General features: G+C 62.7%; 21 protein-coding genes. 18 read left to right on the forward strand and 3 right to left on the reverse strand.

Annotation, left to right across the window (positions count from 1 at the left end):
* Nucleotides 1–38 precede the first annotated feature (38 nt).
* The 5 genes from HGP13_RS09450 to HGP13_RS09470 all read left to right on the forward strand — a co-directional run bounded on the left by HGP13_RS09450 (nt 39) and on the right by HGP13_RS09470 (nt 4,658).
* Nucleotides 39–1,076, forward strand: a complete 1,038-nt coding sequence (locus HGP13_RS09450) for a zinc-binding dehydrogenase (RefSeq protein ID WP_172224374.1) — start codon at nt 39–41, stop codon at nt 1,074–1,076.
* A 217-nt stretch (nt 1,077–1,293) separates the two neighbouring features.
* Nucleotides 1,294–2,460, forward strand: coding sequence for a glycosyltransferase family 87 protein (locus HGP13_RS09455; RefSeq protein WP_172224377.1), 1,167 nt, complete (start codon nt 1,294–1,296; stop codon nt 2,458–2,460).
* Nucleotides 2,453–3,436, forward strand: a complete 984-nt coding sequence (locus tag HGP13_RS09460; RefSeq protein ID WP_172224380.1) for a glycosyltransferase family 2 protein — start codon at nt 2,453–2,455, stop codon at nt 3,434–3,436. Before HGP13_RS09455 ends, HGP13_RS09460 begins: the two co-directional genes overlap by 8 nt.
* Entirely contained in the window at nt 3,433–4,251 is an 819-nt protein-coding gene (locus HGP13_RS09465) for a ChbG/HpnK family deacetylase (protein WP_172224383.1), read from the forward strand. The genes HGP13_RS09460 and HGP13_RS09465 overlap by 4 nt, the downstream gene beginning before the upstream one ends.
* The gene (locus HGP13_RS09470) at nt 4,248–4,658 is read left to right on the forward strand and encodes a GtrA family protein (RefSeq protein ID WP_172224386.1); all 411 of its coding nucleotides are present in this window, start codon (nt 4,248–4,250) and stop codon (nt 4,656–4,658) included. Before HGP13_RS09465 ends, HGP13_RS09470 begins: the two co-directional genes overlap by 4 nt.
* A gap of 136 nt (nt 4,659–4,794) precedes the next feature.
* Here the strand turns inward: HGP13_RS09470 and HGP13_RS09475 are convergent, their stop codons facing one another.
* Nucleotides 4,795–5,622, reverse strand: coding sequence for a MurR/RpiR family transcriptional regulator (locus HGP13_RS09475; RefSeq protein ID WP_027030940.1), 828 nt, complete (start codon nt 5,620–5,622; stop codon nt 4,795–4,797).
* Nucleotides 5,623–5,758: 136 nt separating this feature from the next.
* Here HGP13_RS09475 and HGP13_RS09480 point away from each other — a divergent pair, with 136 nt between their 5' ends.
* The 13 genes from HGP13_RS09480 to HGP13_RS09540 all read left to right on the forward strand — a co-directional run bounded on the left by HGP13_RS09480 (nt 5,759) and on the right by HGP13_RS09540 (nt 21,239).
* Nucleotides 5,759–6,577, forward strand: coding sequence for an N-formylglutamate amidohydrolase (locus HGP13_RS09480; RefSeq protein ID WP_172224389.1), 819 nt, complete (start codon nt 5,759–5,761; stop codon nt 6,575–6,577).
* A 23-nt stretch (nt 6,578–6,600) separates the two neighbouring features.
* The gene (locus HGP13_RS09485; protein ID WP_172224392.1) at nt 6,601–8,142 is read left to right on the forward strand and encodes an amino acid permease; all 1,542 of its coding nucleotides are present in this window, start codon (nt 6,601–6,603) and stop codon (nt 8,140–8,142) included.
* Nucleotides 8,143–8,237: 95 nt separating this feature from the next.
* Nucleotides 8,238–9,608, forward strand: a complete 1,371-nt coding sequence (locus HGP13_RS09490) for a glutamine synthetase family protein (protein WP_172224395.1) — start codon at nt 8,238–8,240, stop codon at nt 9,606–9,608.
* A gap of 87 nt (nt 9,609–9,695) precedes the next feature.
* Nucleotides 9,696–11,084 (forward strand): aldehyde dehydrogenase family protein, encoded by a 1,389-nt coding sequence (locus tag HGP13_RS09495; protein ID WP_172224398.1) that lies wholly within the window; start codon nt 9,696–9,698, stop codon nt 11,082–11,084.
* Between the two features lie 18 nt (nt 11,085–11,102).
* Nucleotides 11,103–12,275 (forward strand): iron-containing alcohol dehydrogenase, encoded by a 1,173-nt coding sequence (locus HGP13_RS09500; protein ID WP_172224401.1) that lies wholly within the window; start codon nt 11,103–11,105, stop codon nt 12,273–12,275.
* A gap of 243 nt (nt 12,276–12,518) precedes the next feature.
* Nucleotides 12,519–13,625, forward strand: a complete 1,107-nt coding sequence (locus tag HGP13_RS09505; RefSeq protein ID WP_172224404.1) for an ABC transporter substrate-binding protein — start codon at nt 12,519–12,521, stop codon at nt 13,623–13,625.
* 94 nt (nt 13,626–13,719) lie between these two features.
* Nucleotides 13,720–14,607: an ABC transporter permease subunit gene (locus HGP13_RS09510; protein WP_348647140.1), complete on the forward strand. Its 888-nt coding sequence runs from the start codon at nt 13,720–13,722 to the stop codon at nt 14,605–14,607.
* Nucleotides 14,604–15,395, forward strand: coding sequence for an ABC transporter permease subunit (locus tag HGP13_RS09515; RefSeq protein WP_027030931.1), 792 nt, complete (start codon nt 14,604–14,606; stop codon nt 15,393–15,395). The genes HGP13_RS09510 and HGP13_RS09515 overlap by 4 nt, the downstream gene beginning before the upstream one ends.
* 14 nt (nt 15,396–15,409) lie before the next feature.
* Entirely contained in the window at nt 15,410–16,474 is a 1,065-nt protein-coding gene (locus HGP13_RS09520) for an ABC transporter ATP-binding protein (RefSeq protein WP_172224410.1), read from the forward strand.
* An 82-nt stretch (nt 16,475–16,556) separates the two neighbouring features.
* Nucleotides 16,557–18,110 (forward strand): sodium:proton antiporter, encoded by a 1,554-nt coding sequence (locus HGP13_RS09525; protein ID WP_172224413.1) that lies wholly within the window; start codon nt 16,557–16,559, stop codon nt 18,108–18,110.
* A gap of 210 nt (nt 18,111–18,320) precedes the next feature.
* Nucleotides 18,321–19,390 (forward strand): IS630 family transposase gene (locus HGP13_RS09530; RefSeq protein WP_172224417.1). Its coding sequence is split into 2 segments (ribosomal slippage): nt 18,321–18,807 and nt 18,807–19,390, totalling 1,071 coding nucleotides; the frame shifts between segments, so codons are not numbered across the junction.
* An 87-nt stretch (nt 19,391–19,477) separates the two neighbouring features.
* Entirely contained in the window at nt 19,478–20,386 is a 909-nt protein-coding gene (locus tag HGP13_RS09535) for an endonuclease/exonuclease/phosphatase family protein (RefSeq protein ID WP_172224420.1), read from the forward strand.
* A 7-nt stretch (nt 20,387–20,393) separates the two neighbouring features.
* Nucleotides 20,394–21,239, forward strand: coding sequence for an EamA family transporter (locus tag HGP13_RS09540; RefSeq protein ID WP_172224423.1), 846 nt, complete (start codon nt 20,394–20,396; stop codon nt 21,237–21,239).
* Here the strand turns inward: HGP13_RS09540 and HGP13_RS09545 are convergent.
* Both HGP13_RS09545 and HGP13_RS09550 read right to left on the reverse strand, forming a co-directional pair.
* Nucleotides 21,236–22,459 carry an MFS transporter gene (locus tag HGP13_RS09545; protein WP_172224426.1) on the reverse strand — a complete coding sequence of 408 codons (1,224 nt, stop codon included), beginning with the start codon at nt 22,457–22,459 and terminating at the stop codon, nt 21,236–21,238. The genes HGP13_RS09540 and HGP13_RS09545 overlap by 4 nt on opposite strands.
* A 90-nt stretch (nt 22,460–22,549) precedes the next feature.
* Nucleotides 22,550–22,867, reverse strand: coding sequence for a Dabb family protein (locus HGP13_RS09550; RefSeq protein ID WP_172224429.1), 318 nt, complete (start codon nt 22,865–22,867; stop codon nt 22,550–22,552).
* Nucleotide 22,868: the final 1 nt, after the last annotated feature.

Below are 22,868 nucleotides of genomic sequence, written 5' to 3' on the forward strand. Positions count from 1 at the left end.
ACCATGAGCCCTCTGTCAACAACCAATGAGTGTCACCGATGACCATTCCCTCCGAAATGAAGGCGTTGCTCCTGGTCGGCGACGGCTACACCAAGACGCCGAGCGGCAGTGCGCTCGAGGCGATGGAGCCCTATCTCGTGCCGGGCACCATCGCGGTGCCGGCGCCCGGACCGAGCCAGGTGCTGATCAAGGTCAGCCTGGCCTCGATCAACCCCTCCGATGTTGCCTTTATCAAGGGCCAGTACGGCCAGCCGCGCGCCAAGGGCCAGCCGGCCGGCTTCGAGGGGGTCGGCACGATCGTCGCCGATGGTGACGAGCCCTATGCCAAAAGCCTCGTCGGCAAGCGCGTCGCCTTCGCCACCGGACTCAGCAACTGGGGCTCGTGGGCTGAATATGCCGTTGCCGAGGCGGCGGCCTGCATTCCGCTGCTCGATACGGTGCGCGACGAAGACGGCGCGGCGATGATCGTCAATCCGCTCACCGCGATCGCCATGTTCGACATCGTCAAACAGGAGGGTGAAAAGGCTTTCATCATGACCGCCGGCGCCAGCCAGCTCTGCAAGCTGATAATCGGCCTGGCCAAGGAAGAGGGCTTTCGGCCAATCGTCACCGTGCGCCGCGATGAGCAGATCGCGCTTCTGAAAGAGATCGGCGCTGCCCATGTGCTGAACGAGAAGGCGCCGGATTTCGAGGCCAAGCTGCGCGAGGTGATGAAGGCCGAACAACCGCGCATCTTCCTCGACGCGGTCACCGGGCCGCTGGCATCAGCCATCTTCCATGCGATGGCGAAACGGGCGCGCTGGATCATCTACGGCCGGCTCGACACGGACGCCACCATCATCCGTGAACCCGGCCAGCTGATCTTCCAGCACAAGCACATCGAAGGTTTTTGGCTGAGCGAATGGATGCGGCAATCTAGAGATCGGCGTGGTCCGGCGATCCTGGAAGCGCAGAAGCGTTTTTCCGACGGGCGCTGGTCGACCGACGTGACGGCGGTAGTGCCGCTCGCCGAGGCGATCGCGCGGGTACCGGCCGAATTGGCCAAGCCCAACGGCAAGGTGTTCATCAAGCCTTGACGCCGTCCGAAGTACCCACAGAAGCGCGAATACGAGGCTTTCGGAGGTCTTTTTCCGTCAGACCGTCGCAGTGCCTGACCATACGCAACGGCCCGTCGACTTGACGGCCGCGTCTTTCAGCCCCTATGCCACGCCGCTTTGTCCGTGATATGCCGCCGCCATCGAATGCCGGGACAGTGCTGGACTGAGCCTGTTCCGGGTGTTGTGGGGTGTCTTGATGACGATGTCCAAGCCGGTTTTCGACCGTTTGGGACTTGGCCTTTGGATCGGAGCGTTTCTGGTCGTTCTTGTCCTCGTCTTGTTGGCGCCCGACACGCGCAGCGTGCTGTCGGCCTACAGATATGGCAGCCAGGAATTTCTCGCCGGGCGCCCGCTCTACAACATCCAGTCCGAGATGGGGTATCTCTACGCGCCGGCCTTTGCCGCGCTCTATGTTCCGCTGTTCAAGCTCGGGCCGCATCTGGGCGGCCTGCTGTGGCATATTATCGGCTTCGCGGTGCTGACCTTCGCCGCGATGCGGCAGGTGCGCAAGCTCGGCGGCGGGGAATTACCATGGCTGCTGTCCTTCGGGCTGTTTCTCGCCCTGCCGATGGCGCTGGGTGCGATCCGCAACGGCCAGGCAACGATCCTGTTGACCGGCGCCTGCTGGCTTCTGACTTTGTCGGCGCTCGAAGGTCGGCGCGCCGAAACCTTCTTCTGGGCTTCGCTTGCCATCATCGCCAAGCCGACCGCGATCATCATGCTGTTGTTGGTGGGAGCCCTGCGTTTCCGGCTGATACCTGTGCTGGTGCTGGCCGTACTGTTCGTGCTGGCCTTGCCCTATGCTTTCGCGCCCGCCAGCTATCTCAACGACCAGTATCGTGTTTTTGCCGAGATGTTGACCTCGATGGCTGTCGACAACACCAGCCATTTTGTTCCCACCGACTTCACGGCGCCCTTCACCAAAATGGGGCTGCCCCTCCCGGAATTAGGTGCCACGATCGTGCGCATCGTCATGGCGCTGTTCACGCTTTCCGCGGTCACCTGGTTCGACCGCAAGCTCGAACGCGGGACGGCCGGTCTCGCCATCTTCCTGACGGCGACGTTCTACATGTGCGTCTTCAACCCGCGCGTCGAGCCGAACACCTATGCCATGATCGCCGTGCCTGCCGGTCTCGCTGTCGCCTTGTTGTGGCGCGAGGAACGGGGCGGTGTCCTGGCCTCGGTGCTGGCGGTGACCCTGTTCCTTACAGGGCTAACCGGCGTTGAACGCCATATCCAGGATTTGACGTATCCCTGGTTCCGGCCGATCACGGTCACCGTTATCGCCGGCTCCCTGATCTGGTGGTTCTGGGTAAAGGCACGAGACAAGGTGATGAATGAAAGGCCTGTCGCAAATGGCTGAATCGCGGCTCGTTCTCGATATCGTGGCGCCGTTCTTCAACGAGGCGCAGTCGGCGTCGGCCTTTGCCGCATTGCTCGACAAGCTTGAAACCGAAGTTTCGAAACGCTTCGGCATGGAAGTCCACAAGATCCTGGTCGATGACGGCAGCCGCGACGATGGCGCCGAGCGGTTTTCGCAGGCGCTGTCGGGCTCCTGGGAGATCGTGCGGCTCAGCCGCAATTTCGGCAAGGAGGTCGCGGTGCTCGCCGGCCTCGACCAGTCGCGCGGCGACATGGCGCTGGTCATGGATGCAGACCTCCAGCATTCGATGGACACCAGCCTGAAGATGATCGCCGAGCTGGTGGAAAACCGCGATATCGATGTCGTCTACGCGCAGAACGACCGCCGCGAGGCGAGCTGGCGGCGCAGCCAGCTGGCGCGGCTTTTCTACAGCCTGATCAACAGCAGCCAGCGTTTCGACATTCCCGAGAATGCGGGAGATTTTCGCGTCATGCGCGGTGCCGTGGTGCGCGCGCTGACGAGCCTGCGTGACAAGCGGCGCTTCAACAAGGGCCTGTTCGCCTGGGCCGGCTTTCGCCAGAAAGCCATGCCCTATTCGCCGGAGAGCCGCGCCAGCGGCACGTCGAAATGGAGCCGACTCAACCTGATCGCCTTCTCGCTGGAAGGGTTCACGTCGTTTTCCGTCATTCCGCTGCGTATCATCAGCCTGACCGGGATGCTGGCGGCGTTGGCGGGCATTGTCTACGGAGCCAAAGTGTTCTTCGAGGTGCTGTTCTACGGTATCGCCGTCCCCGGCTACCCCAGCCTCATGGTCGCCGTCGTCCTGCTCGGCGGCCTCAACCTCACCTTGCTCGGCCTGATCGGCGAATATGTCTGGGTGACGCTTTCGGAGAGCAAGGACCGGCCGGTCTATATCGTGCGCGATGTCCTGCGCGGCGAGGTTCCGGACAGGCCGCCAGGCGCGCCCGGCGCATGACGCGGCGCATCCGCCTCATCGCCGACGACTACGGCCTGGCGCCCGGCGTTTCCAGCGGGATTCTCGACCTGCTCGATCGCGGCCGCCTGACCGGTACCGGCTGCATGACCGGCTTTCCGGAATGGCCCGATGCGGCGGCGCGGATAAAGCCGCTGTGCGGCCGCGCGGCGGTCGGGCTGCACCTGACCCTCACCGACCAGCCTGCCGTCACCGGCCGGTCGAGCCTGGCGCCGGAGGGTCGGCTGCCGCCGCTGCGTTCGCTGGCGCTGCCGGTCCTGCGCGGCAGCGTCAACGAGCGGGATGTCCATGCCGAGCTCGAAGCGCAGTACAGCCGTTTCGTCGAGGCACTTGGCCGCCAGCCTGACTTCATCGACGGCCACCAGCACGTGCATTTCCTGCCCGTCGTGCGCAAATGGCTGCGGTCGCATTTTTCTGAAGCTGGCGGCAGGCCGGTGCTGCGCGGTGCCCCGGCGCTGGGCAATGCGGCCGTGGCGCCGAAAGTCGCGGCAATCGCTGCCGTGGCCGCCGGCTTCAACCGCTCGATGGTGCGCGCCGGCTTCGCCCTTTTCCAGCCGCTGACCGGCATCTATGACTGGCGGCAACCCGAGAGATTCGCCCCTGTTCTGCAAGCCGCTGTCGACGCGTTGCCGGAACGGGGCCTGTTCATGTGCCACCCCGGCCATGTCGACGAGACGCTGCGGGCGCGCGACCCGATGCAGGGCGTGCGCGAGGTGGAGTTCGCGCTCCTGGCCTCGGACGCGTTCGGCGCGAGCCTCGCCCGTGCCAATGTCGAGATCATGGACGGCCAGGGATGAGCGGCGCGGACCAGCCCCGGCGTTCGACCGGCAGCAAGATCGTCCGCTTTGCCATCGTCGGACTGATCAACACGGCCATCGACCTTGCCGGCTTTTTCGTGTTGCTCAAGCTGCATGTCCCGCCACTGCCGGCCAATGTCACCTCCTGGTTCATTGCCGTGATCTTCTCTTTCACGGCCAACAGTTTGTGGTCGTTCGAGCGCAACCAGGCCATCCGGCTGCATGACGCTTTCCTTCGCTTCGTCTCGCTTGGGGCGCTGATTTCGCTCGGTGTCTCCAGCCTGTCGATCGCACTTTTCGCCGGCATCGCCGGGGTGTGGCCGGCAAAGATCGGCGGTGTCATCGTTGCGGCGGTGCTGAATTTCCTCGCCGCGCGCTGGTCGATCGAGGGCCGGCTGCTGAAATAGCGGCGCTACCATGAAGCCGGAATTGGAGGAGCGTTCTGGCCGGTATTGTCGGAGGTTGAGCGGATCTCGCCGGAATCGCGCATCGGCTGGATCAGCGCGGAACGGCGGCTTGGTTCCGGTTTGCTGCAGTTGCAGCCTAACGCAGCCCTTCCATTTCCCGAATACGCCTTGCGCCGTCGGCCTCGAGCTGCCGGGTGACGGCGCCGATCAGCGTTTCGGCGACGACGAAAAGTGCTGCCGAGGAATCCCATGCGGACGGCACTGCGGTTCGTCCGGCGATGACATGGCGGGCAAACCTGGCGATCGGCGACAGCCACTGATCGGTGAACAGCACGATCTGGACGCCGCGCTGATGCGCCTTCTCGGCGAAGCGGACGAGGCTATCCTGGTAGCGCCTGATGTCGAAGATCACCAGCACGTCGCGCTTGCCCATGTCGATCAGCCGGTCGCGCCACATGCTCTCCTGTCCGGCGAGGTGAAAGACGTCAGGCTGGATGACGGCGAGATGGGCGGCCATGTAGCGCGCCAGGGGGTCGGTGAAGCGGCCGCCGATGAGGAATGTCTTGCCGCGCCGGTCGGCAAGCCGTGCGGCTATGTCGGCAAGCTGCTTGTCGGAGAGGTGGCGGAAGGTCTCGCGCATATTGTCGAGCGTCGCTTCCAGCATCGGCGACACCGTACCGCCGCCTGGGGAGGGCGGGTTGAGCGTCCGTATCGCCGGCGACTGCAGCTGCGCCGCCAGTTCGTCCTGCAGGCTCGACTGGAATTCCGGATAGTTCTGGAAGCCGAGCCGGGCAACGAAGCGCAGGATCGTCGGCGAGGAGACGCCGGCCGCGGTCGAGAATTCGGCGACCGTCTTCAGGCCGATCATCGGATAGCTGGCGATCAGCGTCTGCGCCGCGCGCCGTTCGCTGGCCGGCATCGTGCCGATGCGGTCGGCGATGAGTTCGGCAATGCTGGAAATCATCTTTTCCCCCACCCCTTGGCCCGCCCCATGAGATCGCATTTGACAAAGCCGGGCAAACTGTATGAAATCATCCATAGGGACGCAATGAGACAAAATACGTAACATACGATACAGCGCTCCCCGGGGACGGCAGACTATGGAGAAAGCACGGCCCGCCAGCCTTGCATCGTCTGATTCCGTGAGGGTGACCAACCCTGGCGGATCAAGCCCTTTTGTGCTGACCTGCGATCACGCTTCCAATTTCCTGCCCGCCGAATTCGGCACGCTCGGCCTTGCCGCCGAGGACCTGTCCCGCCACATCGCCTGGGATCCCGGCGCGCTGCCGGTGGCAACGCGCATGGCGCAGGCGCTCGATGCGACGCTGGTCGAAACCCGCATTTCGCGTCTCGTCATCGACTGCAACCGGCCGCTCGATGCGCCGGACCTGGTGCCGCCGGTCAGCGAGACCACGACGATACCCGGTAATACCGATCTGTCGGAAAAACAGCTTGCTGCGCGGGTCGCCCTGTCATGGCAGCCGTTTCACAGCACCATCGAACTCATCGTCGCGGAGCGGCTGGCGCGCGGCCAGGAGACCCGGCTGGTTTCCGTCCATTCCTTCACGCCGGTCTACAAGGGCCGCAATCGGCCCTGGCACATCGGCATCATCCACGATGACGACCAGCGGCTGGCGTCGCCGCTGATATCGGCGCTGAAGCGGCTTGCCGGCGTCACCGTCGGCGTCAACGAACCCTATTCGCCGGATGACCGCGTCTATTTCACGCTGGAACGGCATGCACGCTCGCGCGGGCTGCCCTGCGCCATGATCGAAATCCGCAACGATGAAATCTCAGGCGAGACCGGGCAGCGGAAATGGGCGGATCTGCTCACGGGCATTTTTTCGGATCTGGAGCCAGAGGAGGCCAAGGGCTCTCGACGAAGCGCAGTCGGAAAGTCAGTTCAATCGGCCAGCTAAGAACCAACAAGGGGAATTCTGACATGACAACACCGGATCACTCTGACAAGTCGGAGGATACAAAAATCCTTCACAGTATGGGCTACGCCCAGGAATTGGCTCGCCGCATGAGCGGCTTCTCCAACTTCGCCATTTCCTTCTCGATCATCTGCATTCTGGCCGGCGGTATCACGTCATTCCCGCTGGCCATGGGTACCGGCAGCGGTTTCGAGGCGACCATCGGCTGGGTAGTCGGCGGCGTCTTTGCGCTCGTGGTCGCGGCTTCTCTCGGGCAGATTGGATCAGCCTATCCGACAGCCGGCGGCCTCTATCACTGGTCGTCGATCCTGGGCGGACGCGGCTGGGGCTGGGCCACGGCCTGGATCAACCTGCTCGGCCTGATCTTCGTCGTCGCCTCGGTGAATGTCGGCGTCTACTTGCTGTTTCAGGGGCTCGTCGCGGGTCCGATCTTTGGTTGGGACACATCGGCCTGGGGCTTCTGGCAGCAGACGACGGCAGTCATCCTGATTACCGTCACCCAAGGCCTCTTCAATCATCTTGGCATCAAGACGACAACGATGTTGACCGACTTTTCCGGCTACCTCATCCTTGTTGTTGCGGTCATCCTGACGCTGACCTTCCTTATCTGGGGCGCGCATGGCTTCGATCTTGCTCGGCTGACGACTTTCGTCAACACGACCGGCGATCCCGGTGGTGCCTATGTTCCGACGGCCCGCACCGCACTTGTGGCCTTCCTGATCGGCCTTCTCTACCCGCTTTATACGATCACCGGCTTCGACGCCTCGGCGCATACCGCCGAGGAAACGCACAATGCCCGCGTTGCTGTGCCCAGAGGCATGATCCACGCGGTTCTGTGGTCTCTCGTCTTCGGTTTCATCATGGCGGTCTCCTTCGTCCTTGCCAGCCCCGATCTCGTGGCGACAGCCAAAGACGGCGGCAATGCCTGGTTCAACCTGTTCAACAATCTACCCGCGCCAACCTGGCTCAAGGCTCTGCTCGGCATTGCTATCGTGCTGTCGAACTATCTGTGCGCGCTGGCCGGGCTCACTTCGACCTCGCGCATGATCTTCGCCTTTTCGCGTGACGGAGGTCTGCCGGGGTCATCTCTGTGGAAGCAGGTTTCGCCGACCTGGCGCACGCCTGTCCCGGCCATCTGGCTGGGCGTCGTGCTGTCGATTGCCGCCACGCTCTATTCGCCGGCCTTCGCGGCGCTGGCAGCTGGCTGCGCTCTCTTCCTCTATGTCTCCTACGCCATGCCGATCGCAGCCGGACTTCTGGCGGAAGGAAAGAGCTGGACCGAATTCGGGCCTTTCCGGCTCGGCATCTGGTCAAAGCCGTTCGCCGTCATCACGGTGCTTGGTGTTCTGGTGTTGATGTATGCCGGCATCCAGCCGCCCTTCGACATCCTGATCAACTACGCCATCGGCTTGATCGTTCTGCTCGTCGTTCTGTGGTTCGCCGTTGAAAATCGCCGCTTCCAGGGGCCGCCTATCGGCGAGGCGGCAATCGCCAAGCGCACGGCGACCATCGCAGCTGCCGAAAAGGCCGTCGGCGAATCCGCCTAAACAGCCAATCAAACCGTGGCGGGCTCGCTCGCCACGGTTTTTATTTCAGTTCAATGTGACAAGCCCGAAACGACAAGCGCTGGAGTGCCAAAGGAATGGCCGGAAATTTCTCTTTCGATCAGTTGAAGAAAGCGGTCTCCAGCGGTGAGATCGACACGGTGCTGGCCTGCATCGTCGACCTGCAGGGACGATTGGCCGGAAAGCGCTTCCTGGCGCAGTATTTCGTCGATTCCGCCCATGACGAAACGCATGGCTGCAACTATCTGCTGGCCGCGGACATCGATATGGAGCCGGTGCCCGGCTACAAGGCGGCAAGCTGGTCGAAGGGCTATGGCGACTTCGTCATGAAGCCGGATCTGGCGACGTTGCGGCGCATTCCGTGGCTGGAAAAGACGGCGCTGGTGATCTGCGACGTGCTCGACCACCACACCCATGACGACCTGCCGCATTCGCCGCGTGCCATCCTGAGGAAGCAGGTCAAGCGGCTGACGGAGCGAGGCTACATCGGCTACTTTGCCTCCGAGCTCGAATTCTATCTGTTCAACGAGACCTACGATTCCGCCCGTAAGAAGCATTGGCAGGGTCTCGACACCGCGTCGCCCTATATCGGCGACTACCAGATCGGCATCACCACCAAGGAAGAAGGCGTCATGCGCCGGCTTCGCAACGAGATGGATGCGGCCGGCATTCCGATCGAGAACTCCAAGGGCGAATGGGGCCCTGGCCAGGAAGAGATCAATGTGCGCTATGCCGAAGCGCTCGAGATGGCCGACCGCCACGTCATCCTGAAGAACGGCGCCAAGGAGATTGCCGAGTCCGAGGGCAAGGCGATCTCCTTCATGTCCAAATACAATTACGGCCTCGCCGGCAATTCCAGCCACATCCACAATTCGCTGTGGAGCGCTGACGGCAAGACGGCGCTGTTCTTCGATAAGAAGGCGGACTGGACGCTGTCGACGCTTGGCCAGCAATGGGGGGCGGGTCAGCTGAAATACGCCAAGGAATTCACCTGGTTCCTGGCGCCTTACATCAACTCCTACAAGCGCTTCCAGGCTGGCACCTTCGCGCCGACCAAGATCATGTGGAGCGAGGACAACCGCACCGCCGGCTTCCGACTGTGCGGCGAGGGCACCAAGGGCATCCGCATGGAATGCCGCATCGGCGGCGCCGACTTGAACCCCTACCTCGCCTTCGCGGCGTTGATCGCCGCCGGCCTTGCCGGCATCGACGAGAAGCTCGAACTGCAGAAACCCTTCGTCGGCGATGCCTATCAGGCCTCGCGCCTGCCGGAGATCCCGAAAACGCTGCGTGACGCCACCGAGACGCTGGCCAAGTCGAAGATGCTGAAAGAGGCGCTCGGCGAGGACGTGCTCGAACACTATGTCCACACCGCCAAGTGGGAGCAGTTCGAATACGACCGCCGCATTACGGATTGGGAACTGCACAGAGGTTTCGAGCGGTACTAAACTATGTCGGCGTCGCCCTCCCTTGGCCATCGCCTGATGGCGGGCGACGTCAAAAACAAGATTTCATGAAGTGCGAGGACTGAAGGAATGACCGAAACGGTCAAGTTGATATCTCCCATCGATGGCTCGATCTATGCGGAGCGGCCCATCGCGACGGACCAGGCGATCAATGCCGCTGTCGAGCGCGCCAAGGCAGCGCAGGAGAAGTGGGCTGAGACGCCGATCGTCGAGCGCGGCAAGTACATGCTGGCGATGCTCGAAGCCTTGGTCGCCATGACCGACGAGATCGTGCCGGAGATCGCCTGGCAGATGGGGCGTCCGGTGCGTTATGGCGGCGAGTTCGGCGGCGTCAGGGAACGCACCACTTACATGGTCGAGATCGCTGAAGCTGCGCTGAAGTCCGTGCCGGCCTCCAACCCGAAGGACGGCTTCCGCCGCTATGTGAAGAAGGACCCGCTCGGCGTTGTCATGGTGATCGCGCCGTGGAACTACCCCTATCTCACGGCCGTCAACACCATCGTGCCGGCGCTGATGGCCGGCAATGCCGTCATCCTGAAACATGCGGCGCAGACGCTGCTGGTCGGTGAGCGGTTTCAACAGGCTTTCGACAAGGTCGGTCTGCCCAAGGGCGTGTTCCAGAATGTGGTGCTCAACCATGCCCAGACCGAGAAGCTGCTCGGTTCCGGCAAGATAGACCATGTCAACTTCACTGGTTCGGTCGGCGGCGGCCGTGCCATTGAAAAGGCCGCAGCCGGCACGTTCATGACGCTCGGCCTGGAGCTTGGCGGCAAGGACCCGGCGTATGTGCTGCCCGACGCCAAGCTGGATCACGCGGTCGCCAACCTGGTCGACGGCGCCTTCTACAATTCCGGCCAGTGCTGCTGCGGCATCGAGCGCGTCTATGTGCACGAGAAGGTCTATGACGAGTTCGTCGAGGGCTTCATTGCCGAGACGAAGAATTATGTCGTCGGCAATCCGCTGGACCAGGCGACGACGATGGGACCGATGGCGCAGGCGCGCTTTGCCGACCTGATCCGCGAGCAGAAGGTCGAAGCGCTGCGCAAGGGTGCGGTGGCGCATATCAACATGAAGGTGGCTAACGACAAGGCCGGCTCGCCCTACCTGGCGCCTGAGGTGCTGACCAGCGTCGATCACCAGATGAGCGTCATGCGCGAGGAAAGCTTCGGTCCGATCGTCGGCATCATGAAGGTGCGCAATGACGAAGAGGCGATCGCGCTGATGAACGACAGCCAATACGGTCTGACGGCCTCGATCTGGACGCGCGATACCGAGCACGCGGTGGCGATCGGCAATCGCATCGAGACCGGCACGGTGTTCATGAACCGCTGCGACTATCTCGATCCGGCGCTGGTCTGGACCGGCGTCAAGGACACCGGCAAGGGCGCGGGGCTGTCGGCCATCGGCTACGACAATCTGACCCGGCCAAAATCCTTCCACCTGCGCGAAGCCATCTGATTTTTTGAGAGACAAGACATGTCCAAGCTGATCTCCAAATGGAACTACCCCACCACCGTCCGCTTCGGCGCCGGCCGCATCAAGGAACTGCCCGAGGTGCTGGCAGCGACCGGTATCAAGCGGCCCCTGTTCGTCACCGATCCCGGCCTGGCAAAATTGCCGGTCGTAGCCTCGACACTGAAGATTCTCGACGAGGCCAAGGTGCCCTATGGCGTGTTCTCGGAAGTGAAGCCGAACCCGGTCGATTCCAACCTGACCGCCGGCATCGCCGTGTTCAAGAAGGGCAAGCATGACGGCGTCATCGCTTTTGGTGGTGGCTCGGCGCTCGATCTGGGCAAGCTGATAGCCTTCCAGGCCGGGCAGACGCGGCCGGTCTGGGATTTCGAGGATGTCGACGACTGGTGGACGCGCGCCAATTCCGATGCGATCGCGCCGATCATCGCCGTGCCGACCACGGCCGGCACCGGATCGGAAGTCGGCCGCGCCGGCGTCATCACCAATGAGGCAACGCATACCAAGAAGGTCATCTTCCATCCGAAGCTGCTGCCGGCGATCGTTATCGCGGACCCGGAACTGTCGGTTGGCATGCCAAGCTTCATCACCGCCGGCACCGGCATGGACGCGCTTGCCCATTGCCTCGAGGCTTATTGCGCGCCGGGCTATCACCCGATGGCCGACGGCATTGCGGTGGAAGGTGTCCGTCTGGTGTTCGAGAACCTGCCGAAGGCCTACGCCAACGGCAAGGACCTCGTCGCGCGCGCTCATATGATGAGCGCGGCGGCGATGGGGGCGGCCGCCTTCCAGAAGGGGCTCGGCGCCATCCACTCGCTGTCGCATCCGATCGGTGCGCTCTATGACACCCATCACGGCATGACCAATGCGGTGTTCATGCCCTATGTGCTGGCCTTCAACCGTGACTCCATCGAGGAGCGCATTGCCCGGCTCGCCGCCTATTGCGGCATCAAGGGTGGCTTCGACGGCTTCGCCAAGGCGATCATCAAGCTGCGCAAGGATTTGAAGGTGCCGCACGCCCTGCCGGGCCTGATCAAGGGGCTCGACATGGACAAGAAGCGCAAGGCGCTGATCGCCGACATGGCGGTGGTCGATCCGACAGCTGGCGGCAACCCGGTGAAGCTGACCAAGAAGGCGGCGCTGACCTTGCTCGAAAACGCCATCGCCGGCACGGTGTGAGCCGTTTTCGGCGCAGGAAATTGATTTGGAAAAGGGGTAGAAAACCAAGGGGGAGGGATGACGGGCAAGGCAGAAACTAGTTAGCCGGAAAAAGAATCGCGTGGCGATTGCTACAACCGGTTAAAAAGAGTTTACTTTTTCGTACTGCGAGCACCCGGTTTCACAAAGCTTTCATCTGGCTGTCACATGAAAACGATACCGGATCGCAGGCGTCCAACGGCGTCAGTTCAACGGAGAGAACACATGTTCAAATTCACGGGGAAAGTACTTTCCCTTTCGGCCGCGACCCTGATGGTGTCGTCGGTGATTTCGTCCGCGGCTTCGCTGGACGATCTCGTCAAGGCCGCCAAGGCCGAAGGCCAGCTCACCACGATCGCTTTGCCGCATGACTGGTGCGGCTACGGCGACGTCATCGCCGGCTTCAAGGCGAAGTATCCGGAAATCGCCATCAACGAGCTCAACCCCGATGCCGGTTCCGGCGACGAGGTCGAGGCGATCAAGGCCAACAAGGACAACAAGGGCCCGCAGGCTCCCGACGTCATCGACGTCGGCCTGTCGTTTGGCCCGACCGCCAAGGCCGCTGGCTTGCTGATGCCTTACAAGGTGTCAACCTGGGACTCGATCCCGGACAGCGCCAAGGATGCCGATGGCGCCTGGTACGGCGACTATTACGGCGTTCTGTCGTTCATGGTGAACAAGGACCTGATCAAGGAATCGCCGAAGGACTGGGCTGATCTCCTGAAGCCGGAATTCGCCAACGCGGTTGCCGTCGCCGGTGACCCGCGCGCTTCGAACCAGGCCATCCAGGCGGTCTACGCCTCCGGCCTGTCGACGGGCGCTGCTGCTGGTGAAGCCGCCGGCACCGCTGGCCTCGACTTCTTCAAGAAGCTCAACGCCGCCGGCAATTTCGTGCCGGTCGTCGGCAAGCCCGCTACGCTCGCCCAGGGCCAGACCCCGATCCTGATCAACTGGGATTACAACGCTCTTGCTGGCCGCGACACGCTGAAGGGCAACCCGCCCGTCGACGTGATCGTGCCGAAGACGGGCGTCGTCGCAGGCGTCTACGTGCAGGCGATCAGCGCCTTCGCGCCGCATCCGAACGCTGCCAAGCTCTGGATGGAATACCTCTATTCCGACGAAGGCCAGATCGGCTGGCTGAAGGGCTATTGCCACCCGATCCGCTTCAACGATCTCGCCAAGAACGGCAAGATCCCGGCGGATGTGCTGGCCAAGCTGCCTCCGGCTGAATCCTATGCCGCCGCCGCGTTCCCGACGCTCGACGAGCAGGGCAAGGCCAAGGAAGTTATCAGCAAGAACTGGGACGCCGTTGTCGGTGCCAACGTCAAGTAAGATTTGAAAATCCACCGGGCGGTCGCGAGGCCGCCCGCCCTCCCTCGAAGACGGTAGCCGGCGCATGACCGATCTCTCGCTTTCAAATCGAACGATTGCCTCGAAGCCCGCGCCGCCGAACGCGGCAACCGCATTCCGCTTCCCGACGCAATGGATCGGTGTGGCGCCGTTCTTCATTTTCACCATCATGTTCCTGATCCTGCCGACGCTTTATCTTGTCGTTGGTGCCTTTCAAGACGGGGACGGCCACCTGACGCTGGACAACCTCCTGCAGCTGGTGAGCGACCCGTCCATCAGCAATGCCTACTGGGTTTCGATCAAGATCAGTTTCTGGTCGGCCATCATCGGGGCATTTGCCGGCCTAGCGCTTGCTATCGCCATCGTGCGCGGCGGCCTCCCCAACTGGATACGGTCGGCGACCCTGACATTCTCTGGCGTGGCCTCTAACTTCGCCGGCTTGCCACTCGCCTTCGCGTTTATAGCAACGCTCGGCCGCGTCGGTATTGTGACGGCGCTCCTGCGTGACGTGTTCAACCTCAACATCTATGCGATGGGGTTCAATTTCCTGACCACGGCCGGGCTGATCGTGGTTTACCTGTTCTTCCAGATTCCGCTGATGGTGGTCATCATCGTGCCGGCAATCGACGGTTTGAAGAAGGAATGGGGCGAGGCGGCCGCCACACTCGGTGCCACCCAGGCGCAGTACTGGCGCATGGTGGTCATACCGGTGTTGTGGCCAAGCTTTCTCGGCACGGTCATCCTGCTGTTCGCCAATTCCTTCGGCGCCATTGCCACGGCTTATGCGTTTGCCGGCCCGGCGCTCAACATCGTGCCCATCAAGCTGTATTCGCAGATCAATGGCGACGTGCTGCACAACCCGCAACTCGGCTATGCCATCGCCTTCGGCATGATCGTCATCACGGGCTTGGCCAATGTCTTCTACATCTGGTTCCGGACGCGTTCTGAGAGGTGGCTCAAATGAAGTCGGGAAAATTCTGGGCTTGGGTCGTTTTCGCCCTTAGCGCGGCATATTTCTTCATTCCTCTGCTCGCGACGTTCGAGTTTTCGCTGCGCCTGCGGCGCGGCGTCCATTCCTTCGACGCCTATCAGATCGTGCTGGGCGACCCACGGTTCCAGGCAACGTTCATGTATTCGGTGATTGCCGCGATCTTCACCATCATCCTGGGTGTGCTGGTCGTGGTGCCGGCAGCCTACTGGATCCGGCTGCGGCTACCGCAATTGCGACCAATCGTGGAATTCATCACGCTGCTACCGCTGGTCATCCCGGCCATCGTTATCGTCTTCGGCTATATCAGGATGTACGGCTCGAATTCGCCTTTGCCGTTCCTTGCCAGCGATCTGGGCGCCAGCGCCTTGCTGGTGATCGGCTATGCGACGCTGTCGCTGCCCTATATGTACCGCGCGGTCGATACCGGACTTCGCACCATCGACGTGCGCACTTTGACCGAAGCGGCGCAGATACTTGGTGCCGGCTGGTCGACGATCATCACAAGGGTTATCCTGCCCAATGTGCTGATCGCGGTGTTGTCGGGGGCGTTTCTGACCTTCGCGATCGTTATCGGCGAGTTCACCATGGCAAGCCTGCTCAACCGGCCGGCCTTTGGGCCCTACCTGCAGAACATCGGCGCCAACCGCGCCTATGAGCCGGCGGCGCTTGCCATCATCGCCTTCGCCATCACCTGGGGCTGCATGTCGCTGATCCAGATTCTGTCCCGCTTCGCGCCGAAATCGGCGAACCGCCCGAATTGATCGAGAGAAAAGCCATGGTCGAGCCATTCCTGTCCATCCAGCATGTGCGAAAGTCCTACGGCACCAACACCGTGGTCCAGGATTTCAGCCTCGATGTCGCACCAGGCGAGTTCGTCTCGTTCCTCGGACCATCAGGTTGCGGCAAGACGACGGTGCTGCGCATGGTCGCCGGTTTCGAGGAGCCGTCGGGCGGCAAGATCGTGGTCGGTGGCAAGGACATCACCAGGCTGAAGCCCAACCAGCGCAATGTCGGCATGGTGTTCCAGGCCTATGCGCTGTTTCCGAACCTGACGGTGGCGCAGAACATCGCCTTCGGGCTGAAGGTGGGCGGCATGAACAAGCCCGATGCTGACCGGCGCGTCGCCGAGATGCTCGACATCATCAAGCTGCCGCAGATGGCTGATCGCTACCCCTACCAGCTCTCGGGCGGCCAGCAGCAGCGTATCGCACTGGCGCGTGCGATCGCGCCGAAACCGAAGCTGTTGCTGCTCGACGAACCGCTGTCGGCGCTCGATGCAAAGGTGCGCGTGTCGTTGCGTGAGGAAATCCGTTCGATTCAGAAGAAGCTCGACATCACAACCATCTTCGTTACCCACGATCAGGAAGAAGCGCTGTCGATCTCCGACCGCATCGCGGTGATGTATGGCGGCAAGGCGGAGCAGGTTGGTACGCCGTTCGAGATCTACAACCGCCCGGCAACCAAGTTCGTCGCCAATTTCGTCGGCACACTGAATGTGCTGGAGGGCACCGTCACCGACGCAGCTGCTGGCACGGTGCGGGTCAACTCCGAACAGGTCTCGCTCAAGGGCAAGCTCAACGGCTCGAAGTCCGGCGACACGCTGTCGCTGGCGCTCAGGCCAGAAGCCATTTCGCTCGGCCGTCAGCCTGGCCGCGACTCCAGCCTGTCGGGCGAAATCTCCGAAGTGCACTTCCTCGGTTCGGTGATCCGTGTTCGCGTCGGCATCGGCGGCAACACGGTGTCGCTCGACACGTTCAACAGCCCGGCCACACCGCCACCGGCTGTCGGCGAAAAGGCCGAGATTTCGTTTTCATCGAGCGATATGCTGGTGCTGCATTAAGCGTTGCCACGGTTGTCACGTAACTGCCAAGCATCGCGACTTTGGCACTGCCAATCGCCTTGTTCGGTCGCTACGATAGGCGATGGCTCTTTTCGAACTGACCCTTATCCTGCTTTTGACCGCCGTTGCATTGACGGCGCTGTCGCGACGGCTGGAGATCCCTTATCCGTCCCTGCTGGCCTTGGCCGGGGTAGGGATCGCCTTCGTGCCTGGCGCGCCAATGATCGAAATCGATCCGGAACTGGCGCTTGCCCTGTTCATCGCGCCGGTGCTTCTCGACGCCGCCTATGACACGTCGCTGCGCGACCTGAAGCGCTACCGGCTGTCGTTGCTGCTGCTGGCGCTTGGCGCCGTCGTCTTCACCACTGTCGTGGTTGCCTTCGTCGGCTGGAAGATGGCCGGCCTGCCGATCGCGGCGGCAATCGCCCTCGGCGCCATCGTCGCGCCGCCGGATGCGGTGGCGGCATCCGCCGTGCTCGGGCAATTCAAGGTGCCGCACCGCATCACGGCCATCCTGCAGGGCGAGAGCCTGCTCAACGATGCCACCGCGCTCTTGATCTACCGCCTGGCGGTTTCGGCGGCGCTGGGCTCGATCATGCTGAGCAACGCCATTCCGACGATCCTGTTGTCGACCATAGGCAGCCTGATCGCCGGCTATGTGCTTGGCCGCCTCTCGCTGCTGACGCTCGCAAGGATAGAGGATGCGGCGAGCAGCACGGTGGTGCAATTCGCTGGAACTTTCGGGGTCTGGATCCTGGCCGACAAGCTCGGCCTTTCGGCCATCATCACCATCGTCGTCTACGCCATGACCCTCGCGCGCAGGGCGCCACGCCTAGTGTCGGCCAGGCGGCGCGTCAGCACCTATTCGGTCTGGGAATCGGCAGTGTTCGTGCTCAATGTGCTGGCTTTCGTGCTGATGGGCCTGCAGGCGCGGTCGATCGTCGGCCGGCTTTCGGGCGAAGGGCAAGGCCAGGCCTTTCTTTTTGCCGCGACGGTGCTGGTTGTCGTCATCGTCGCACGCCTCGTCTGGGTGGCGAGTTACGTTGCGATCATCCGGTGGTTTTCCCGCTTCGGTGGCGAGGACGTAAGGCGGGATGCGCCGACATTGGGCGGTGCCGTGCTCGTCGGCTGGTGCGGTATGCGCGGGCTGGTGACCCTGGTGGTGGCTATTGCGCTGCCGGCCGGCTTTCCAGGCCGCGATCCGATCGTGCTTGCGGCTTTCGCGGTGGTCCTGGGCACGCTGGTGCTGCAGGGGATGACCCTCAAGCCGCTGCTGCGGATACTCAACTTCCCGCGGGATACGACTGTTGATCGCGAGGTGGCGCAGGCGCGCGTTGCCGTCATGCAGGCAGCACTCGATGTGTTGAGCCGCAAGACATCGGCCGCGGCGGCTGTCGTGCGCGAGCAGTACGAGGCCCAACGCGTCATTGCGGAAAACCCGGAGGACGCACAGGCTGCAACCGAATACGACCGGTTGCGCCTCTATGCCATCAACCGCCAGCGCGACACGCTGGAGGAACTGCGCCGCAACGGCACGATCGGCGATGAAGCCTACCACCGGCTGGAGGAGGAGATCGACTGGGCGGAACTGGCGGCGTCTCCGGCGGGCCGGTTCCAGCCGCTGACGACCTACTAGCGCCAAATTCAGGCCATCGCCATTTGCGGGGCGCTCCCGGCGTTTTCCGGCGCGCGGAGGATACCGAAGCGGTAAGGAATCGGTGCATGATCGCGTAGCAAGGGCAGGGGGACGCCTCTGGCATAATACCAACGGTCTTGGCTGCTGACTCTTTTGTGATTTTGGCCGATTTGCGCGCCGTGATTCCCTATTGCCGAAGGAGATTCGGCGATGGGATCAGCGGTGAAGTTGCGGACGAACTTTTCGGCGGGGGAGCTTCGCCGTCTTGCCCGGAACTCAAAGGATGTGCGCCAGAGCAGCCGGCTGTTGTCGATCGCAGCGGTTCTGGACGGCATGAGCCGGGCCGATGCGGCCCGGATCGGCGGGATGGATCGCCAGACGCTACGCGACTGGGTGCATCGGTTCAACACGGCCGGCCCCGATGGTCTTGTGGACCAATGGGCGCCGGGACCAGCGTCCCGGCTGTCGCATGAGCAGCAGGCCGAACTGGCCGCGCTTGTGGAGAAGGGCCCGGATCGTGCCGTCGATGGCGTCGTTCGCTGGCGGCGGATCGACCTGAAGAAAGCCATCAAGGACCGCTTCGGCATTGATTATGACGCGCGCTATGTCGGGAAGCTGCTGCACAAGCTCGGCTTCTCCCACATGAGTGTGCGACCGCGTCATCCGGCGCAGGATGCCCATATCATCGAGGAATTCAAAAAAACTGGCCTCGCACGCTGAAGGCGCATCTTTGCGACTTGCCGCCGCGCACGAAGGTGGAGATCTGGTTCCAGGACGAAGCAAGGATCGGCCAGAAGAACGGGATTGTACGGCAGTGGGCCAGACGCGGCACGCGGCCGCGACAGCCGGCCGACCAGCGCTACAAGAGCGCCTACCTGTTCGGCGCCATCTGCCCAGCACGTGGTACCGGGGCGGCTCTCGCACTGCCGTTTGCCGATACCGAGGCCATGCAACTCCATATCAACGAGATCAGCCGCCATGTCGAAAAGGGCGCCCATGCCGTACTCGTCATGGATCGCGCCGGATGGCACACCACCGCAAACCTCAGCATACCGGACAACATCACCCCGATCTTCCTGCCGTCGCGCGCGCCGGAGCTGAACCCGGTCGAGAACGTCTGGCAGTATATGCGCCAGAACTGGCTCTCCAACCGTGTCTTCGACAGCTATGACGATATCATCGATGCGGCCTGCGACGCCTGGCAGAAACTCCTCGCAGATTCCGAGACCATCACATCAATCGGGATGCGCCAATGGGCCCATGTCGGTCAAACCCCATGACTCTTGGTATAAGCCGCTGCCATTCTCCTGCACATTGCAACCAATCCATTGAACCGCTACTGCCATCGAAAGTGAGCCGGATAAGCAATGAAGCTGGTCAGCTACAACATCCAGTACGGGTTCGGCAGCGACGGCCGCTACGATCTTTCGCGGGCCGCGCGGATCGTTGGCGGCGCCGACATCATTGCGCTGCAAGAGGTGGAACGGCACTGGCAGCGCAGCCATTTCGACGACCAGCCGGAGCTGCTGTCGCGCCGGCTGCCCAACCATCACTGGGTCTATGGGCCGGCCTTCGACATGGATGCCAGCGAGCGGCGCGACGGCCGCCTGGTCAATCGGCGCCGGCAGTTCGGCACCATGGTGCTGTCGAAGCTGCCGATCGTCTGGTCACGGCTGCATGCACTGCCGATGCGCCGCACCTTGCAGCCGCTCAACACACGCAACGCGGCACTCGAATGCATGATCCGCACGCCAGCCGGGGCGGTGCGGGTGCTGTCGCTGCATCTTGCTCATATCGCGGCCGAAGAGCGGCTGGAGCAGATCGACTATCTGCTCGCCCAACACCTCCGCGCGCGGTCCGAAGGCGGGCCGTGGAGCGGCATCGATGACGAGCCTGCGCGCAACTGGACCAGTGGCGAGGCCGAGCCGGAAAACCCGCAGGCTGCGATCTGGATGGGGGATTTCAACATGGAGCCGGGCAGCGCCGAATATCGCCGCATCGTCGGCAGCACGCCCTATCATCGCGGTGTGGCCTATCTCGACGGCTTCGTCGACGCCGCTTCCGTGGCGATCGACCCGGCGGATGACTTCCACACCCATGAGAAGATCATCGACGGCAGACTGGCAAAGCGCCGGCTCGACCACTGTTTTGTCGGCGGCATGTTCGCTGGGCGGGTGCGCTCGGTCGGATCCGATATAGGCGAGGTGGCGTCCGACCACTTCCCGTTGCGGATCGACATCGATCTCGAAACGCCCTTCGGTTTGGGAGGCCGATAGATCCGAAATGACGCTTTTCGTCTTCTTCGCGGTGCTTGCCGCGGCCGCCATGCACGCGATCTGGAACGCGCTGGTCAAGGTCCATCTGGACCGCTTCCTGTCGATCACGCTGATGACGCTTGGCATGGGATTCGCCGCGCTTTTTGCATTGCCGTTCGTCGAAGTGCCCAAGGCTGAGGTCTGGCCCTACATCATCGCCTCGGTGATCTTCCATATCGGCTACAGGACATTCCTGATCGGTGCCTACAAGGCGGGCGACTTCGCGCAGACCTATCCGCTGGCGCGCGGTACCGCTCCGCTGCTTGCAGCGCTGGGTGGCATATTCGTTGTTGCCGAGGTGCCAGGGCCGTTTGCCATCCTCGGCATTCTTTTGCTGTCAGCCGGCACGCTGGTGATGTCGTTTCGCGGCGGCGCGCATCTGGAGAAGCTCAACCTGCGCGCGGTCGGTTTTGCGTTCGGTACCTCGGTGTTCATTGCCAGCTACACGCTGTCGGACGGCAGCGGCGCCAGGCTTGCCGCCACCGCACAGAGCTACGCTGCATGGCTGTTCGTCTGCGATGCCTTGGGAGCCCTGGTGCTGTGCCTGATCTTCCGGGGACCGAAGGCGCTGCCGGTGCTGGCCAGCAGCTGGAAGACTGGCATATTCACCGGCGTGCTCAGCGGCGCTGCTTACTGGATCGTGATGTGGGCGATGACCAAGGCGCCGATCGCCTCGGTGGCGTCGCTGCGCGAGACCTCGATCCTGTTTGCCATGATGATCTCGGTCTACGCGCTCGGCGAGAAGATGACGAGTTGGCGCGGTGCGGCCGCGCTCAGCATTGTCGCCGGAGTTATCGCGCTCCGGCTGGGTTAGCTCCGCTCCAGAACCGTCATCACCTGGCCACGCCGTTCCGGACTGAAGCGGATGACGACGATGATGCAGACGGCGACCACGCCGGCAAAGAGCGCCAGCGCGTAGCCGTAGCTGCCACCGGAGCCTTCCGCGATTCCCGCCTGATACGGACCGCCATAGGAGGCGGCGAGATTGCCGGCCTGATAGATGAAGCCGGGCAAGGTCGCGCGCACCGCACCGGGCGAGAGTTCGTTGAGGTGCACGGGGATGACGCCCCAGGCGCCCTGCACCGCGATCTGCATGACGAAGGCGCCGATGGCGAGCATGAACGGCGTTGAGCTGTAGGCCCACAGCGGAATCGCAGGCAAGGCGATAATGCACGCCAGGGTGATCGCGTTGACGCGGCCGATCTTCTCGGAAAGCGCGCCAAAGGTCAGGCCGCCCGCGATGGCGCCGAGATTGGCAACGATGGTGATCCAGCTCACCGTATGCGGATCAAAGCCATGCTGCTTCTTCAGGAAGGTCGGATAGAGGTCCTGCGTGCCATGGCTGAAGAAGTTGAAGAACATCATCAGCACGACGGCATAGAGCGCAACGCCCCAGTGCTTCTGCAGCGTTTCGAGGAGCCCCGGCTTGACGGATTTCTGCGCCTCGACGAAGGCCGGCGATTCCGGCACATGCGAGCGGATGAAGAGCACGATCAGCGCCGGGACGAAGGAGAGCAGGAACATGGCGCGCCAGCCGATCGTGTAGCCGCCGATCGTCTGCTGGTAGAGCAGGCCGTAGACCACCGCCGCCAGCAGGTAACCGGCCGGATAGCCGCATTGCAGGATGCCCGAGACGATGCCGCGCGCGCTGGGCGGGACGGATTCCATGGCCAGCGAACTGCCGAGCCCCCATTCGCCGCCCATGGCGACGCCAAACAAGGCGCGCAAGGCGAGGAAAATGCCGAGATTGGGCGAGAAGGCGGCGAGCGCGCCGATCACCGAATAGCTGACGATGTTGAGCATGAGGATGGGCTTGCGCCCATATTTGTCGGCGAGCATGCCAAAGAAAAACGCACCGATAAAGCGGGTCGCCAAGGTCAGGAACAGTGCCTTCGAGACTGCCGGGACATCGGTTTGGAATTCACTGGCAATATCGGTGAGCAGGAATGTCAGAAGGAAGAAATCAAAAGCGTCGAGCGTCCAGCCCAGGAATGAGGCCAGAACGGTTTTCTTCTGCTCGGCAGTGAGATTCAAGGCGTCCTCCTTTGGCTCCCCCAAAGGAACGATATGTCGCCCTGCTCGTAAAAGAGAACAGCGATCAGCCGGCTTTCGAAGAACCGGCGGTCACTTTTTCGTAAGGTCGAGGTCGAAGACCATCAATCCGTCGGTGCCGCCTTCGAGCGCGGAGACCAGCCGGGCGCCGGCGCGCTGATGCGCTTCATGTACCAGATAGGCGTCGCGTGCCGCGGCATCGCGGAAATCGATGGTGAAGCCATGGCTGAGGCCGCGCGCGAAGGGTTCAGGACTGACATTGGCGCTGAAGTGGACCTTGTCCATGCCGTCAATCACCTGCCGCAGCGCTTCGAGGTCGGCATGGATCGCCGCGCGCTCGCCCTCGGGGACATCGTGGCGAAACCTGACGAAAACACAGTGCCTGATCATC

The organism is Mesorhizobium sp. NZP2077 (assembly GCF_013170805.1).
Taxonomy (GTDB): Bacteria; Pseudomonadota; Alphaproteobacteria; order Rhizobiales; family Rhizobiaceae; genus Mesorhizobium.